Here is a 17,440-nt window from a genome sequence, read left to right as displayed (position 1 = left end):
TTCAGTCTGTTCGGTTAAGGCTGACAAACCTCTGCACCGCAGGCTGCCGGGGCCGGGTGTTTTCCCTGTCTTGATCGGCTTTCTTGGAGCCCCCGCAGGCCTTTTGGTTCGATCCGTTTGCCGGGCGAACTCTAGCGGGACCGCTGAATGGCTGTTCAGAAGGTTAGCGACAGGATGTTGCGGATTTAAGTAAGTCTGGAGGTCGGGACAAAAAGAACCCGAGCCAGCGTGAAAAACGTGGATTATGCTCAGGCCTTTCATTTTGTGACTGGATGCTACCCATGACCGATCTGTCCGCGTTCCCGATCACCCAGAAGTGGCCGGCGCAGTACCCTGACTGGATTCAGCTCTATTCCTTGCCGACCCCCAACGGCGTCAAGGTCTCGATCATGCTCGAAGAGATCGGTCTGCCCTACGAGCCGCACCGCGTGGGCTTCGACACCAACGACCAGATGTCCCCGGAGTTCCTGTCGCTGAACCCGAACAACAAGATCCCGGCGATCCTCGATCCTCACGGCCCCGAGGACAAACCGCTGCCGTTGTTCGAGTCCGGCGCGATCCTGATTTACCTCGCCGACAAAAGCGGCCAGTTGCTGGCCCAGGACGGCGCACTGCGCTACGAAACCATTCAGTGGCTGATGTTCCAGATGGGCGGCATAGGCCCGATGTTCGGCCAGCTCGGCTTCTTCAACAAATTCGCCGGCAAGGACTACGAAGACAAGCGTCCCCGCGACCGCTACGTCGACGAAAGCAAACGCCTGCTCAGCGTCCTCAACACCCGCCTCGAAGGGCGCGACTGGATCATGGGCGAGCGCTACACCATCGCCGACATCGCCACGTTCCCGTGGGTGCGCAACCTGATCGGGTTCTACGAGGCGGGCGATCTGGTCGGCATCAAGGACTTCCCGAACGTCACCCGGGTGCTGGAGCGCTTCCTGGCACGGCCGGCAGTGGTGCGCGGGTTGACCATCCCTTCATAAGTCGGTGTGAGCCGGGTGCGCACATTATTGCGCGCCCGGTAATGCACTGTTGATTGATCCAGGTTTGTACCCCGTCCCCCGCAAGGCATAAGCTTCGCCCCCTACGACTTTCGTCTCATCTGCCCGTTTTTCAGGAAAGGCCCCATGTCCAGTCAGTTCCCCGAAGCACGTCCACGCCGTCTGCGCCGCAATGCGAGCCTGCGCAGCCTGTTCCAGGAAACCGAGTTTTCGCTCAACGATCTGGTGCTGCCGATCTTCGTCGAAGAAGAAATCGACGACTTTGTGCCGATCAAAAGCATGCCCGGCGTGATGCGCATTCCGGAGCGCAAACTGGCCAGCGAGATCGAGCGTTACGCCCGTGCCGGGATCAAGTCGGTGATGACCTTCGGCGTGTCCCATCACCTGGACGCCAACGGCAGCGACACCTGGCGCGAAAACGGTCTGGTGTCGCGCATGTCGCGGATCGCCAAGGACGCCGTGCCGGAAATGATCGTGATGTCCGACACCTGCTTCTGCGAATACACCGACCACGGCCATTGCGGCGTGATGCACAACCATGAAGTCGACAACGACCAGACCCTGATCAACCTCGGCAAGCAAGCCGTGGCCGCCGCCCGTGCCGGTGCCGATGTGATCGCGCCGTCGGCGGCAATGGACGGCCAGGTGCGGGCGATTCGCCGGGCACTGGACGATGCCGGGTTCACGCAGATTCCGATCATGGCCTACTCGACCAAATTCGCCTCGGCGCTCTACGGCCCGTTCCGCGAGGCCGGTGGCAGCGCGCTGAAGGGCGACCGCAAAAGCTATCAGATGAACCCGATGAACCGCCGCGAAGCCCTGCGCGAATCGTTGCTCGACGAGCAGGAAGGTGCCGATGCACTGATGGTCAAACCGGCCGGCGCGTACCTCGACATCATCCGCGACATCCGCGAAGCCTCGAACCTGCCGCTGTCGGCGTATCAGGTCAGCGGCGAGTACGCGATGATCAAGTTCGGCGCCCAGGCCGGGGCCATCGACGAAGATCGCGTGGTGCGCGAAAGCCTCGGTGCGATCAAACGCGCGGGTGCGGATCTGATCTTCACCTACTTTGCGATGGACCTGGCGCTGGCCGGGATCTGATCGATCAGGGGCAATTGAAAAACGGCCGGATCCCGTGATCACGAAAATACCGTTCGATCACCTTCGGATCCGCACTGTTGTCGGCAATCGCCACGTAGGTATCCGGGCGCAGCAGGTAAAAGCCGTTGCGCCCCAGTCCCGCCGTTTCAAACGCTGGCCGCCAGTCGAACACGTGCAGCGGCAAGTGATGTTCATTGCACCAGGCGATCATTTCGTCGCTGGTGTCGCCGTACACATGCACCTGCCAGCACGGGTTACGCAACGGTTCGTAATTGTCCCCCTCGCCATCATGGGCCCACGGCAAACGGTCGCCGCCGTGTACATGCCCGGCCACGCCTTCGCTCAATGCCATGCCCCGATAGTTGACGGTGATTTGCGATACCGTGCGAAACAGGAATTCTCGGCTGGTCTCGAATGAGGCCATTTTCGGGATCACGAAGGGTGCCAGTCGTGTGCGCAACAGATCGGCCATGCGGCCCTCGGCAGTCACAAAACTGAAGACTTTGTCAGTGGTCGAGACCAGCCGTCGGGCGAAGGCGATGCGCTCGGTTTCGTAGCTGTCGAGCAGCTTTGGCGTGGCTGCGCCGCCGAGCACCGCCGCGAGTTTCCAGGCCAGGTTGATCGCATCGCCGATGCCGGTGTTCATGCCCTGACCGCCGGCGGGGCTGTGCACGTGGGCCGCGTCGCCAAGCAGAAACGCCCGGCCCTTGCGAAAGTGATCCGCCACCCGGTGATGCACGCGATAGGTGGAGAACCAGTTGACGTCCTCGATGTGCACGTTCAAGTGCTCGATGGCGCGGCTGCTGACGTCGGAAAACTCCAGGGTTTCGGCGCGATCCGCACGTTCGTCGCGCACCGTGCCGATCAGCCGCGCGCGACCTTCGCCGGCCAGCGGGAACACCGCGAGAAAATCCGCCTCATCCAGATCCAGATGCAACTCGCCGTTGAGTGCCGGGCCGCTGGCCTGCACGTCGGCGACATAGAAAATCTGCTGATAGGTGCCACCGGGGAAACCGGTGTCGAGGGTCTTGCGCACCACCGACCGGGCACCGTCACAACCCGCCAGATAGCAGGCCTGGCAAATCTCCTGCTCGCCATCCGGCAGACGCAAATGGGCGGTGAGGCCGTCGCCGTTTTCCGTGAAGCTCTCCAGCGTCGTGTTGCGCTCGACGGTCACGTCATAGTCTTCGAGGCGGTCGATCAGCAGTCGCTCGTGTTCGTCCTGCGGGTAGATTTCCAGGAAAGCATAGGGCGTCAGCCCTTCGCCTATGCGGTTGAGCGGCAGTTGCGCCACGGCTTTGCCCTTGACCCAGAAATTCGCCGCCGCCACCCGATGCCCGTTGCGCACCACGGCTTCGGCGAGGTCCAGTTGCCGGTACAGTTCAAGCGTTCGCGCCTGCACCGCCAGCGCCCGCGAGGTCGTGCCGGGGCTAGAAGTCTTGTCGAGGATGCGCACGCGCACGCCCAGTTTGCTCAGCCACAGGGCCAGTACCAGTCCGGTGGGCCCCGCGCCGATGATCAGAACGTCACTGCGGTTCATGGTCTGTCCTCCTCGCGTGCCCTTTGCCACTGAGTGTGCAGCAGCAAGTATGGATCAGCGGGCGGACACGGCCAGTTGGCCTGCCAAACGGGACGATGGAACAGCGTCGCCGGCCCGCAGTCCTATCCTGCAACCCGGGATTGGGCGTAGGGTAAACCCGGCTCAACGGACTTTATGGAGCGTTATGCAAAGCCCTCGAATATTTCTCAGCCTCGTCGCGCTGCTGGTGCTGGCCGGTTGCGCCGGGCAGCGCAGCCAGGAACCGGCTCCGCGCCCGCCGGCCGAGGTCAAGGCGCAGATCGTGCGCCTGCTGCCGGCGAAAACCGCCGACCGCCAGGGCTGGGCCACGGACATCTACACCGCGTTCGCCGCCCAGGGCATCAGCCCGACCACGCAAAACCTGTGTTCGGTGCTGGCCGTTGCCGAGCAGGAGTCCAACTTTCAGGTCGACCCGCCGGTACCCGGCCTGGGCAAGATCGCCCGCGACGAGATCGACCGCCGCGCTGCCAAAGTGCACATCCCGAGCCTGCTGGTCAGTGGCGCCTTGCAGGTGCGTTCGCCCAACGGCAAGAGCTACAGCGAACGCCTGAGCGCGGCTCGTACCGAGAAAGACCTGAGCGCGATTTTCGATGACTTCATCGGCATGGTGCCGATGGGGCGCACGCTGTTTGGCGGCTTCAACCCGGTGCACACGGCCGGGCCGATGCAGGTCAGCATCGAATTCGCCGAGCAGCACGCCAAGGGATATCCGTATCCGGTCAACGGCACGATTCGCCACGAAGTGTTCACCCGTCGAGGCGGCATGTACTTCGGCATCGCCCATTTGCTGGGGTATCCGGTGAGTTATCGCGAACCGCTGTACCGTTTCGCCGACTTCAATGCCGGGTGGTACGCCAGTCGCAACGCGGCGTTTCAGAATGCGGTCAGTCGCGTGTCGGGTGTGCCGCTGGCGCTGGATGGTGACCTGATTCGCTACGACTCGATCATGCCGGGCACCACCGAACTGGCGGTGCGCAAGCTTGGCAAGTCATTGGGCATGCGCAATCCGGTGATCCGTGAGCAACTGGAGAAGGGCAACACCCTGGGATTCGAGGAGACCAAGCTGTATCAACGGGTCTTCGAACTGGCGGACAAGGCCGAAGGCAAATCATTGCCCCGGGCGGTGCTGCCGGGGATTGTCCTGCAAAGCCCCAAGATCACCCGCAAACTGACCACGGCGTGGTTCGCCAAGCGGGTCGATGAGCGTTATCGGCGCTGCATGGCCCGGGACTGACGCTTCAGTCATCGGCTCGCGGCGGCGATATCCGCCGCGCCTTCTACACTCCTGAGCAGACGGGGAGTCGCTATTTCGAGGGGGAATATGTATCAACTTTACGGCCACAGGAATTCAGGGGCGGCGGCTATCGAGGCAGCGCTCGAACTGTGCCAGATCGCTTATCGCTTCATCGACACCGAAGCCAGCGCCGAAGCGGCGCAGGAACTGGCCAGGCTCAATCCGCTCAAGCAGATTCCGACCCTGCAACTGCCCGATGGCAGTGCGCTCACCGAAAGCGCTGCGATCCTGATTCACCTGGGACTGAGCTTTCCCAAGTCAGGCCTGCTGCCGGTCGATGCCGCCGACCGTGACCAGGCGATTCGCGGCCTGGTGTACATCGTCAGCAATTGCTATGCGGCCATCGGCATCATCGATTACCCCGAGCGCTGGCTGGTGATGCCGGACGAAGCGGCACGGCAGAACCTGATGGCCGGCGCCCGGGAGCGATTGCACTGGATGTGGGAAGTGTTCGCCGACCAGTTTTCCGCCGAGCTGTATCTGGACGATGAAACACCGGGCGCGCTGGATGTGTTGGCGGCAGTGGTGACGCGATGGGCCGGCACCCGCGAACACCTGCGCCAGGCCCGGCCGGGGTTTTATGCGTGGCTGCAACGCATCGACCGGCACCCGGTGCTGGCGCCGGTTTTTGCAAGGCACTGGCCCGGTTGATCATTCCCCGCGAATGTACTGCTCCAGCTGTTTGATCAGCTCGGCCTGTTCGGCAATCGCTTCCTTGACCAGGTCGCCGATCGACAGCAGGCCCAGCAGTTTGCCGTTTTCCACCACCGGCAAGTGACGCAGGCGTTTGTCGGACATGATGCTCAGGCAGGTGTCGACGGTCTGGTGGGTGTCCACCGTGATCACGTTCGCCACCATGATGTCGCGCACCGGCGTGCCCACCGATGAGCGCCCGTGGAGCACCAGTTTGCGTGCGTAATCGCGCTCGCTGATGATGCCCACTACTTTTTCGTCTTCCACCACGAGCAAGGCGCCGACGTTTTTCTCGGCCATCTTCATCAGCGCTTCGAGCACCATGTGATCGGGCTTGATCTGGTGCACTTCCTGATTTTTCTGATCTTTGAGCTTAAGCAGCTGGGCGACGGTTTTCATGGCGGTTACTCAGGTGTTGTCGTTGTTCTCCAAGCATCGTAGACCGTGGCGCACAGAGCAAGGTCGCAAAACGGCAGATAACACGCAAAAAACGTCATTTCCCGGTAAATGGCTTCAACCCACTGCCGATTGCAGGTGTGACCGCAAGCACTCACAAGTTTCGAAACAGAGCCCGGAGCGAACGGCGCTGCGCTTTTTGTAGACTCCAGGGCCCTGAATGTCATGGAAGACAGCTTTAACATGCAAAACATACGGATCAGTCGCCAACAATCGCCCGACAACGCAACGGCCCGATCAATCGCAGGTTCAATTCCTTCCTGGTTGTTGAAGTCCAGAGACGCTCATCGTCTTGCCATGCGGACGGCGGCCAGGCGTGATTTGCCCTGGTATCACGAGGCGTCGGCAGCGCATCGCATGGCCCTCAAAAAGGCACTTGCGGCCAGTTGGCAGTCACGCAACGAGTCCGACAGGGTTTTTGGTCGTATCAAGGAAATCGAAGCGTTCGCCGAACCGTTGTTGGTCGAGGCGCTCAAGACCCGATTCAACGTCACGGTAGATATCAGAACTACCTTCCTCAGAACGTATCGTTCAACGGGCTTGGCGAGGGGATTCGAAGTCCGGACAGTGTCCTTGCTCGAAGCGGCGCTGAACAACTTCGAAGCAAAGGAAATCCGCGCTGGCTATTTCGACGCCGCCAGCCATTTCATTACCCGACCTTCGGTGACGGGACAGTTCGAGATCGTACCGATCAAGTCACGGCTTTCGGTCGAGGCCTTTGTCTCGCTCTGTCGCGAGCTGGACATCGGGCGTCGATACCAGACTTATCTCGACGGTTTTTTTGACTTCACTCAACCGTTGGTCAAGGCGCGGCTGAAACTGGCTTTCCAGGCCTGTGAAAAAGACGCTCTGGTGGTGGCCAGCGAACTCGCGCTCATGAAAGGAGACATTGATTCGCAGACCCATGCACTGCTTTTACGGCTGGCACAAGGAGATCGGTCGCTAACGCTCGGCGCAAAATCCCTGCATTGTCATACAGTCACGATGTTGGGCGTCGATCTGAGTTCAATCCTTCTGATCGCGGGAGATCTCGAGGGCAGTCGTTCGGTCGAACCCGTCATTGCCTACGTCCCTCATGACCCCCATCACCCGATCAGGCGCTATCCCTCGGCTGCACGATTCGCTGCAGTGTTGACTGAGCAGTTGCGGACTCCGGCTTACCAGCAGTTTTTCAGTCGTTTCGTTCCCCATCGGCACCGTGGAAATTTTTTCTTTCAGCTCAATGAGCGGCTTGTAGAAATGCAATGGCATGCGTCCGTCCCTGGCACGCAACAGCCGACGTGGCGCCCCGAGCCGGTTGCCAATCCAGATTTGAGACTGGTTGGTGCAAGAATTGCCGGTGACGTCTGGGACCACGCTTTTACCCGCCACTTGAACCAGTTGTTTGCCGACGCCAGGACCCGGGCCGTTCCTACCGGCGATGAAGACGCGAAGTCGCGTTGGGCACGTTGGGACAGCTTTCAGAAAGTCGTCGTCACGGTGCTGGAAGTCGGTGCATTCGTCGCAGCCCCTTTTGTGCCGGTGCTGGGCGAGCTGATGCTGGCCTGTACCGCCTATCAGCTGCTGGATGAAACGTTCGAAGGCATCGTGGAGTGGTCCGAGGGGCAGCGTTCCGAAGCGGCGGAGCATGTGCTCGGTGTGGTTGAAGACCTGATTCAGTTAGGGGCACTGGCAGCGGCGGGTAGTGTGCTGGGGGCTCTGAAACCGCTCGAGTCATCACCGTGGATCGAACGGATGGAGGTCGTTGATTCAGGCGAGGGTCGATCACGTTTACGCATCGCAGAACCAGAAACGATCCTCCCGCAGGACCCGGTGCGAATCGACGAGACGCCGCTGGGTACGGGAGATATGCCAAGTCTGGAGCAGAGGTTCAAAACGCTGTATCCGCAATCGACCGAAGAGTCGTTCAATGCCTTTGCCCGGGAGTCGGGCACACCTTCTCAGTTACGGCAACGCATTGATGAGCACGAACAAAGCTTTCAGGCACTGAACGACACTCTGGACGGGTGGGTGGCCATCGAAAGGGGCGATTTGTTACCGATGGATCAGCGCTACCACAAGGGGCGTTTTGCCGAGGCGATCAAGCGCTGCTGGCAAGCAGCTCATACTCCGTGGATGGACGGCTTCACTCTGGATCTGGACTTTCACTGGACCAGTGACTTCCTGGAATATTTGCCTGCGCTTGACGTCGAATTCCCGCATGTCAGTGCCTTGCAGTTTCGCTATGCGGAATTACGCGCCGATATCAGTCGTTTCCTCGGCTACTTCCCAAAGTTGAAGATTCTGGATCTAAGCGAAAATTCACTGACTGCGTTACCGCGTCTGCAAGGCAATCTGCGAATGCTGGAGACGCTGGCGTTGAGCAACAATCAGTTGACCCTGACTACAGAAAATGTAGTTGAACTTGGCCGCTTGACTTGTTTACAGACCCTGAGACTTGGCGGTAATCCGGAGTTGGCGAAGGTTCCAGACGTTAGTGCGATGGTAGAGCTTCAGGTGCTGGATCTGCACGACACCGGTATCACCGAGTGGCCGGCGGGCCTGTTCACTGTGCCCCGTCCACGGGCCTTTGATCTGGATCTCCAGGGCAATTCAATTGTACGGGTTCCTCAGGTGACACTTGGTTCTGAGCAGGCACGGCTGATCGCGCGAACCCGTTTGAGTCGTGACCGTTTGTCCGATGAATGCCGTGATCAATTTCAGGCCATCATGCGCTCGGTGGGCTATGACCCCGCCCGTAGCTATCCACCCAAAGGTGAACAGGCCAGTGTGCATTGGCTTGAAGGGGTGACGGATGAACCACGCCGGCACAAGCAAACGCGATGGGATAAGTTGGAGCGGGAGCCCGGCTCACAGGGATTTTTCGAGGTATTGGAGAAACTCACAGAGTCGGCCGATTACGTCGATGACGTCAGTCGTCCGGAGCTCACCGAACGGGTATGGCGAATGCTCGACGCTGCGACACAGGACACACCACTGCGAGAAGAACTGTTTCTCATGGCCAGCAACCCTGACTCCTGTGCAGATGCCGGGGCGCAGATTTTCAATGAGATGGGAATCAAAATTCTGGTGTATGAAGCTTGGCACTCCGGTAGTTCTGAGCAGATCGAATCCAACTTGTTGCGACTGGCTAAAGGTAAATCTCGCCTGGATCATGTAAATGACATTGCTCGCGCAGAACTTCAGGCCCGATTGCAGGCAGGTGAAACCTTTATTGCGATTGATGAAGACGGCGGCATCAGCGGTACCCTTGATGAAGTGGAAATCTATCTGGCGTTTCAAACCGGTCTGGCCGAACGGCTTGACCTGCCGTGGCAGTCGCGGGGCATGCTGTTCCGCAATCTTGCCGAAGTCAGTGAAGCGCAGATCGAGGAGGCCTATCAATCGGTGCTGGCGATAGAGGAGGGTGACGGACTTATAGACCGCATAGTCGGACAGCGTTTCTGGCGCAAGTACCTGAAAGGGAAACATGCTTTGGCGTTCGAGCAAAATACACAGGAGTACAACGTGAAGGTTGAGGCGCTGCTTGATCGCTATATAGCAGGCACCCTTGCACAGCAAGCGTATGAGCGCGAGCTTGTCGTACTGTTTGAAGGGCGCAAGCAGCTGATGAAGACGCTGACAAGGCAAATCATTGACAGCATAAATTAATGACTTGAGGCCTATGGGACCTTCCTGACTTCGATCACCTGCCAATGTTAGGGCCTTCGACTGCGTTGGCAGGTGACTAGCAACTTGCTTTATCCCGGGTAGTTTGTGACCGCTGTTTTCCATTTATCATAGGTTAAATCAACTCGTCCTGATGGAACGTTTATGCCGGGTTCATCTTTATAAGTATCTACGATGATGTTTGCACAATTGAAACATGCCGGAAATGAAACAGCTGCTGTCTGGTTCTGTAGATTCTGAGTAATGATCGTCAGGTTTTGCAGATTGCGCTCCAGATCTGGAGTCAATAGTGCGACAGTGTTCAGCACTCTGACTTCCGCATGAAATGCTGGGAGCCCGGCAAACTGGGGAATAAATCCGCCGGCGTTTTTGATGTGGTTTTTGGTGAGTTCTATCGTCAAAGGGTGTAGTACAGAGCCTTCATATTGAATTCCTCTCATGGATATGGGGGTATTACTTCCGGCTTTGTAAATATTGATCGGATATTTTTGATCGTTGTAGGCATCAACGTAGGAGGCTTTCAGTTCAGGGATGAAACGTTCGGCATCAATTTTCAGAATGCCGAGCTGAGCAGGATGGTTGGCAAGATTAGGGTTACGAGGTTTGTAGATAGTTACCGATTTATAAGCCTCAACGTCTTTGTCTGGTATTGAAATGTTGAACATATCGGTAATCGTCAGTTCGTGCGCCGGAGTGCCGTCCGAGTAGTGCGCGCCCGCATGGGCGGTCAGCCTGTTCAACTCTCTTTTTGTGAATTTCGCGTCTGGATATGTTTGCAGATGTTGAGCTTCTTCCCGCGCTATGACGTCCGGTTTGCCCTTTCTTGGGGGCAAAGGGTTCCTGAAGGCGCCCGTTAAAATAGACGTTGTTCTGTTACTCATCTTTGCGCTCAGATCTCCATTCAACCCGAATTGATCATCCAAACTTATCGGATTGTTTTTGACCATCGCATACAAATTCCATCCGTCCACCGCTCCTGTCGGGTCTGGACTCGTCCAGCGCTGCAGCCACGGTGCGTAATAACGTCGCCCGTAGTAATACAGGCCGCTGTCATCCATCTCCTGACCTGAATAGCGGATCGTCTTGTAGCTGACCTCAAGCTCCGAGTCTGCGGTCAAGAAGGCTGTGCCGCCGAACGGGTAGTATTCCTCACGGCTGATCAGACGGGCTGCCTGATCAAGTTCAATCAGGCTCGACCGTTGAGCGTCGTCGAGGCAATAACGCAGTTGATCGTTGGCGATCCCGCCGGGTTGTTTGTCCAGCCAGTGCAGGCAGCGTATGTTGCCGATCTCCTGCGGCAACGTGATGACATGCAGTCGCTCACCGTTGTCGCGGCTGCGAATCTCCAGACCGGGCAGATACAGGACTTCGTGAAAGTGAGTGGTCGAAGGTGTATAGGTCTGGTGATGTTTGTAGACCCTGATGCCTGCGCGGTAGCGATAGACCTCCCGGTCGTCGGGTGCGGTCTCGCGTTCAATCAGTGTGACGCTGGCCAATTCATTGTAGAGATTCCACTCCATTGGCATGCCCGGCTGAAGCTGTCGAAGATTGCCATGAGGGTCGAACAGCGTAGAAAAGTCCGGATCGGGATCTCCCTCCTGCCATTGCACACCCCGATTGCTGGAGGGCTGGATGAACATCTGCCGGGTATAGCCGCCCACCGCACGGGAATGAACCAGTTTGATCAGGTTGCCACCCGTGTCGTAATCATAGGTCTGGCGGTAATTGAGGTGCCGGGAAGGATCGCTTGGGGCCGGGCGGCCGGGAATGCCCGGGGCGGGCGGTGCATCGTGGCCGGTCGCGCTGGCGAGGCGGTAGAGCGAGTCGTAAGTGAAGTGGCGTTCTCCATCGATGGACTGGTTGGAAAAGAACTTCCGCTTGAATGTCAGATCCTTGATGCTCAGTACATTGCCGGTTCTGTCATGGGAGTAATGCAGATTCTGCCGAAGGGCCTGGCCCGGTATCCCGGACCTGATGCCTGTCACCCAGCCGTTGGCGTCATCATGGATCCATTGGCGCACCACCCCGTTGCCCAACGCGTATTCAATGGGCTTGCCCTCGGCGTTGTAGTGAGCCTGCCTGAGTATTTCCTGCACGACGCTGCTGTTGGCCAGCTGCAAGGTCAACAGTTTCAATTGTCCGGCAACGTCGTAGAGCGATTGCTGCCGATTTCCACCGGCATCTGTCTGGCTGAACGGCCTGCCGTCGGCATCGTATTGCCAACGAGTGGTGTAGACATTGCCATCCAATAGCGTCTGCTGCTCTGCAAAGGGCAGGTATTTCAAGCTGAAGGGACCGAATGCCGTTGAAGCCGATGTGTCGACCTTATTGATCAATTGACCGCGCACATTCAGATCGGGGGCGGCATCTGCCGGGCCATAGGTCAGCACCTCGACGTCAGGCAGGTTGTTCAATGCAATCGTCCGCAAACGCAGTTGCGTGTCATAGGTATTGCGCCAACGATTGCCGCGCTCATCCCAGCGATCAAGCACTTCGCCGGCAAGCCCGTAAAGTTTCACCTGCCGGCCGGAGTCAACGCTGTCCACCTTGAGTGGATATCCAGACAATCCGTAAACGGTTGTCAGATTGGCTTTCGAACTGCTGTCGGACAGGCGCGGATCCCGGTTTTCCCGGGGTCTGCCCAGCGCATCGTGATGGTGTCGGGTGATCAGAGCCTCCACGGGCGTGCCGGGCAACTTGCGCAGGTAGGCTACTTCCCGGGCAACCAGGCCCCGGCCGTCAAAGGCACTGATCGAGGGCGTACGCCAGTGAACGCTGATGTCCATGTTTCGGCTCCGATGGCGCAACTGCGCCAGCAGGGGTCCAGAATTTACAGAGGCTGATGCTATCAACGTCACGGCGCGTCGTAACCTGTCAGATTTGACAGGTGCGTTGGGTGTCAAGCACGCCAACACGAATGCACGAGGGCGCGTAGAATCGCCTCTTCGAATCATTTCCCGAGGTCGCAGTGGTGGATTTACAGCAGGGCTTCGTCCTGACCCGGCATTGGCGCGATACCCCGGCCGGCACCGAAGTCGAGTTCTGGCTGGCGACCGACGCCGGGCCGCGCCGCGTGCGCCTGCCGCATCAGCCGTCGGTGGCGTTCATCCCGGCTGTGCAGCGCGAGCAGGCCGAGCGGGTGCTGGCGGACGAAAAGAACGTCGAACTGCGCCCCCTGGCCCTGCAGGATTTCGAGCATCGCCCGGTGCTCGGTCTGTATTGCCAGCAGCACGGTCAGCTGATGCGTCTGGAAACGGCGCTCAACCGCCACAGTGTCGATGTCTTCGAAGCCGATGTGCGACCACCCGAGCGCTACCTGATGGAGCGTTTCATCACGGCACCGGTGTGGTTCAGCGGCACGCCCGATGCCGACGGTGTGCTGCTCGACGCCCACCTCAAGCCTTCACCCGACTATCGTCCGCAACTGCGACTGGTCTCGCTGGACATCGAAACCACCGAGCAGGGCGAGCTGTATTCCATCGCCCTGGAAGGTTGCGGTGAGCGACAGGTGTACATGCTCGGCGCGCCGAACGGTGATGACAGCCTTGTCGACTTCGATCTTGAGTACTGCGAATCGCGCACGCTGATTTTGAAAAAACTCAATGAGTGGTTCGCCCGCCACGACCCCGACGCGATCATCGGCTGGAACCTCGTGCAGTTCGACCTGCGCATCCTCCATGAACACGCCCGGCGCCTCGGCGTGCCGCTCAAGCTCGGGCGTGGCGGCGAGGAAATGCAGTGGCGCGAACACGGCAGCCGCACTCATTACTTCGCGGCAGCGGCGGGACGGTTGATCATCGATGGCATCGAATCCCTGCGTTCGGCGACCTGGAGTTTCCCGTCGTTCAGCCTGGAAAACGTCGCCCAGACCCTGCTCGGCGAGGGCAAGTCCATCGACAACCCGTACCAGCGCATGGACGAGATCAACCGCATGTTCGCCGAGAACAAACCGGCACTGGCCAAGTACAACCTCAAGGACTGCGAGCTGGTCACGCGGATCTTCGCCAAAACCGAACTGCTGAAATTTTTGCTGGAGCGCGCCAGCGTCACCGGTCTGCCGGCGGATCGCAGCGGTGGTTCGGTGGCGGCGTTCACCCATTTGTACATGCCGTTGATGCACCGTCAGGGTTTCGTGGCGCCGAACCTCGGCACCAATCCACCGCAGGCCAGCCCCGGCGGGTTTGTCATGGACTCGCAGCCGGGTCTGTACGAATCTGTACTGGTGCTCGACTACAAGAGCCTTTATCCGTCGATCATCCGTACCTTCCTGATCGACCCGGTGGGGTTGATCGAAGGTTTGCAGCACCCGAATGACGCCGATTCGGTGCCGGGTTTTCGCGGCGCTCGTTTCTCCCGCACTCGGCATTGCCTGCCGTCCATCGTCGCGCGGGTCGCCGAGGGTAGGGAGACTGCCAAACGCGAACACAACGCGCCGTTGTCCCAGGCGTTGAAGATCATCATGAACGCCTTCTACGGCGTACTCGGCTCCAGCGGTTGCCGGTTTTTCGATACGCGGCTGGCATCGTCGATCACCTTGCGCGGTCACGAAATCATGCTGCGCACCCGGCAGTTGATCGAGGCGCAAGGGCATGCGGTGATCTATGGCGATACCGACTCGACATTCGTCTGGCTGCGTCGCCCCCACGGTCAGGAAGAGGCGGCGACCATCGGCCGAGCGCTGGTGCAGCACGTCAACGACTGGTGGCGCGAGCATGTGCGCGAGCAATACGGGCTGGAAAGCGCCCTCGAATTGCAGTTCGAAACCCACTACAAACGCTTTTTGATGCCGACCATTCGCGGCGCCGAGGAGGGCAGCAAAAAACGCTACGCCGGTCTGGTGACCCGCGCCGACGGTAGCGAAGAAATGGTCTACAAAGGCCTGGAAACCGTGCGCACCGACTGGTCGCTGCTGGCCCGGCAATTCCAGCAGGAGCTGTACGAGCGGATCTTCCAGCGCAAGCCGTATCAGGATTACGTGCGCGAGTACGTGCGCAAGACCCTGGCCGGCGAGTTCGACGAGCGACTGGTCTACCGCAAGCGCCTGCGCCGAACCCTCGACGACTACGAACGCAATGTTCCGCCCCACGTGCGTGCGGCGCGACTGGCTGACGATTACAACGCGCAGCATGGGCGGCCACGGCAATACCAGAACGGCGGCTGGATCAGCTACGTCATCACTCTGGCCGGCCCCGAACCGCTGGAGGTGCGCCGCGCAGCCATCGACTACGACCACTACATCACCCGCCAGCTGCAACCGGTGGCGGATGCGATCCTGCCGTTTGTCGACGACGATTTCTCAACCCTGATCGGGGGGCAACTGGGCCTGTTTTGAGTCCAGCAACTGCAGGGTCCATTCATCCTGAATGCCGTGGAAGTAACGCTCCAGCGCCTGATGCCAGAGGCTGTCGTCGTCCGCGAACTGGGCGAACAGGGTCATCGATGAGTGGAATTTCAGGTCGTCCGGGTGGCCGAAAATCTCGGCAATCGAACGCTGCGGCACGTTCAGCACAAGCTGCGCGCAGGTGCGCAGCCGGGCGCCGAGCAGCTCATGGGCCAGATAAGCCCTGGCTTCACCGGCGGAGCTGATGGCGAAGCGCCGGGACATCTCACTGCCGCCGAGCCCGGCGAACTGCGGGAACACAAACCACATCCAGTGGCTGCGCTTGCGACCCTCGCCGAGCTCGCGCTGGACCCGCTCGAACACCGGGTCCTGGGCGAGCACGAAACGTTGCAGGTTGAATGGATCGTCCTGATCAGTGCTTCTCATGGCGAAGCCCTCTGTCAGTCGGCGGTGGCTCAGACCATGGCCAGCCGCTGCTTGCGTTGTGGCGCGTGAAACGCCTGGTCCAGCGCCGCCAGATCCCCGGCATCGAGTTGCAGCTGCGCCGCTTGTGCATTGAGCTGCACGTGTTCCGGGCGCACGGCCTTGGGAATCGCAATCACCCCATCCTGACGCAGAATCCACGCCAGCGAAACCTGTGCCGGGGTCACGCCGTGACGAGCGGCAATCTGTTTCAGCACCGGCTCGGCGAGCATCGCGCCGCCCTGGCCGATCGGGCAGTACGCCATCAGCGGCATGCGTTGTTGCTGGCACCACGGCAGCAGGTCGAATTCGATGCCGCGCTCTTCCAGGTTGTACAGCACCTGATTGGTCGCGCAGGCCGATGAAGACAGTTCTTCGAGATCGTCGACATCGAAATTCGACACGCCCCAGCGACCGATCTTGCCGTCCTCGCGCAGGCGCTCGAAGGCCTCGACGGTTTCCTCCAGCGGATACTGGCCGCGCCAATGCAGCAGATAGAGATCGATGTAATCGATGTCGAGGCGGCGCAGGCTGCGTTCGCAGGCCTGGGGAATGCCTTTGCGGCTGGCATTGTGCGGGTAGACCTTGCTCACCAGGAACACCTGATCGCGCAGGCCGGCGATGGCTTCACCGACCACGCTTTCGGCACCGCCCTCGGCGTACATTTCGGCGGTGTCGATCAGGGTCATGCCCAGCTCGATGCCGCTGCGCAGGGCCGCCACTTCACGCTTGTGCGCCGAGCGGTCTTCGCCCATGCGCCAGGTGCCCTGGCCAATCACCGGAACCTGCACGCCAGCCAGTTCGAGGGTACGCATTCAAACCTCCTATCTGAAAACGGTCGATACCTTTAAGTGGGCAGCAGGATAGCCCATGGGTTCCAAATGAGGTGTGTCGGCCCGTTGAGGCGATTATGGCGAGGTTCTGTTGTTGCGATGTATTGAAAGGGTGTTTAGGAAGTGCGCAAGAAGTTGCGCAGTTGTCCGTAATAAAATCACGGTCAAAACCCCGGCAGGCCTTGCCAATCAAGGCTTCCAGCCACGTGCGCAAGAAGTTGCACAGTACTGCGCAACTTCTTGCGCACTTTTTCGCTGTTTCCTACAGCAAAGGATGGAAAATTCTCACGCGAGATTCGTAAGCCCTTGATGGGTAATGGCCATGTGATGGCTGGCACGACTTTTGACTCCTCCTTTGCCGCCTGGACAGGCAATCACGCCTTCCGGTCCTGTCTTTTGAGCAAGGAGAGCATCCCATGGCAACACCAGCGTACATGTCGGTTACCGGCGAAAAACAAGGCCTGATCACTGCCGGCGCCTTCACTGCCGACTCCGTTGGCAACACCTACCAGGAAGGCCACGAAGACCAGGTCATGGTTCAGGCTTTCACCCACGACGTGATCATCCCGCGTGACCCGCAATCCGGTCAGCCAACCGGTCAGCGCGTGCACAAGCCAGTCGTGATCACCAAGGTCTACGACAAGGCTTCGCCTCTGCTGCAAGCGGCTCTGACCTCCGGCGAGCGCATGAGCGAAATCGTTATCCAGTGGTACCGCACTTCGGCTCAAGGTACCCAAGAGCACTACTACACCACCAAACTGGAAGACGCGATCATCGTCGCCATCAACAACAAAATGCACAACTGCCAGGATCCAGGCAACGCGCACTTCACCCACCTGGAAGAAGTGCAGTTCACCTACCGCAAAATCACCTGGACCCACGAAGTATCCGGTACTTCGGGTTCCGATGACTGGCGTGCTCCAGTCGTTTAATTACGGCTGATGGTTGTACCGCTTCGGCCGGTTTCGCCGGTCGAGGCACCTTTACAACTCAAGGATTTTTCGACGTCAGATC

General features: G+C 59.3%; 12 protein-coding genes. 7 read left to right on the top strand and 5 right to left on the bottom strand.

Annotated features, from left to right (window positions below; all coding sequences use genetic code 11):
* Positions 1-281: 281 nt before the first annotated feature.
* Both R1A29_RS18195 and hemB read left to right on the top strand, forming a co-directional pair.
* A complete protein-coding gene (locus R1A29_RS18195; protein WP_438299129.1) occupies positions 282-980 on the top strand; it encodes a glutathione S-transferase family protein in 699 nt (232 codons plus the stop codon).
* Positions 981-1,124: 144 nt separating this feature from the next.
* A complete protein-coding gene (hemB, locus tag R1A29_RS18190) occupies positions 1,125-2,099 on the top strand; it encodes a porphobilinogen synthase (RefSeq protein WP_003223551.1) in 975 nt (324 codons plus the stop codon).
* Between the two features lie 4 nt (positions 2,100-2,103).
* Here the strand turns inward: hemB and R1A29_RS18185 are convergent, their stop codons facing one another.
* Entirely contained in the window at positions 2,104-3,639 is a 1,536-nt protein-coding gene (locus tag R1A29_RS18185; RefSeq protein ID WP_438299128.1) for an FAD-dependent oxidoreductase, read from the bottom strand.
* 184 nt (positions 3,640-3,823) lie between these two features.
* Here R1A29_RS18185 and R1A29_RS18180 point away from each other — a divergent pair, with 184 nt between their 5' ends.
* Both R1A29_RS18180 and R1A29_RS18175 read left to right on the top strand, forming a co-directional pair.
* Positions 3,824-4,912: a DUF1615 domain-containing protein gene (locus R1A29_RS18180; RefSeq protein WP_438299127.1), complete on the top strand. Its 1,089-nt coding sequence runs from the start codon at positions 3,824-3,826 to the stop codon at positions 4,910-4,912.
* An 87-nt stretch (positions 4,913-4,999) separates the two neighbouring features.
* Complete coding sequence (locus tag R1A29_RS18175; protein WP_438299126.1) at positions 5,000-5,623, top strand: glutathione S-transferase N-terminal domain-containing protein; 624 nt, start codon at positions 5,000-5,002, stop codon at positions 5,621-5,623.
* Here the strand turns inward: R1A29_RS18175 and R1A29_RS18170 are convergent, their stop codons facing one another.
* The gene (locus R1A29_RS18170; protein WP_085712511.1) at positions 5,624-6,064 is read right to left on the bottom strand and encodes a CBS domain-containing protein; all 441 of its coding nucleotides are present in this window, start codon (positions 6,062-6,064) and stop codon (positions 5,624-5,626) included.
* Positions 6,065-6,286: 222 nt separating this feature from the next.
* Between R1A29_RS18170 and R1A29_RS18165 the strand changes: the two genes are divergently transcribed.
* Positions 6,287-9,772, top strand: coding sequence for an NEL-type E3 ubiquitin ligase domain-containing protein (locus tag R1A29_RS18165; RefSeq protein ID WP_438299125.1), 3,486 nt, complete (start codon positions 6,287-6,289; stop codon positions 9,770-9,772).
* A gap of 89 nt (positions 9,773-9,861) precedes the next feature.
* Here the strand turns inward: R1A29_RS18165 and R1A29_RS18160 are convergent, their stop codons facing one another.
* Positions 9,862-12,576 carry an RHS repeat-associated core domain-containing protein gene (locus tag R1A29_RS18160; protein ID WP_438299124.1) on the bottom strand — a complete coding sequence of 905 codons (2,715 nt, stop codon included), beginning with the start codon at positions 12,574-12,576 and terminating at the stop codon, positions 9,862-9,864.
* A 185-nt stretch (positions 12,577-12,761) separates the two neighbouring features.
* On the opposite strand from R1A29_RS18160, the gene R1A29_RS18155 reads away from it, so the two are divergent.
* Complete coding sequence (locus tag R1A29_RS18155) at positions 12,762-15,122, top strand: DNA polymerase II (protein ID WP_438299123.1); 2,361 nt, start codon at positions 12,762-12,764, stop codon at positions 15,120-15,122.
* Here R1A29_RS18155 and R1A29_RS18150 read toward each other — a convergent pair.
* Together R1A29_RS18150 and R1A29_RS18145 are read right to left on the bottom strand one after the other, a co-directional pair.
* The gene (locus R1A29_RS18150) at positions 15,087-15,557 is read right to left on the bottom strand and encodes a DUF1810 domain-containing protein (protein WP_438299122.1); all 471 of its coding nucleotides are present in this window, start codon (positions 15,555-15,557) and stop codon (positions 15,087-15,089) included. The two genes, R1A29_RS18155 and R1A29_RS18150, sit on opposite strands and share 36 nt — an antisense overlap.
* 29 nt (positions 15,558-15,586) lie before the next feature.
* Entirely contained in the window at positions 15,587-16,408 is an 822-nt protein-coding gene (locus tag R1A29_RS18145; protein WP_438299121.1) for an aldo/keto reductase, read from the bottom strand.
* 434 nt (positions 16,409-16,842) lie between these two features.
* Between R1A29_RS18145 and R1A29_RS18140 the strand changes: the two genes are divergently transcribed.
* Positions 16,843-17,358: an Hcp family type VI secretion system effector gene (locus tag R1A29_RS18140; RefSeq protein ID WP_007949952.1), complete on the top strand. Its 516-nt coding sequence runs from the start codon at positions 16,843-16,845 to the stop codon at positions 17,356-17,358.
* Positions 17,359-17,440 lie beyond the last annotated feature (82 nt).

Origin of the sequence: Pseudomonas sp. NMS19W (assembly GCF_051554255.1) — a bacterium.
GTDB classification, from domain to species: Bacteria; Pseudomonadota; Gammaproteobacteria; order Pseudomonadales; family Pseudomonadaceae; genus Aquipseudomonas; species Aquipseudomonas kribbensis.
Note: the sequence above shows the minus strand (reverse complement) of the source record. Positions and strands in the feature narration are given on the sequence as shown.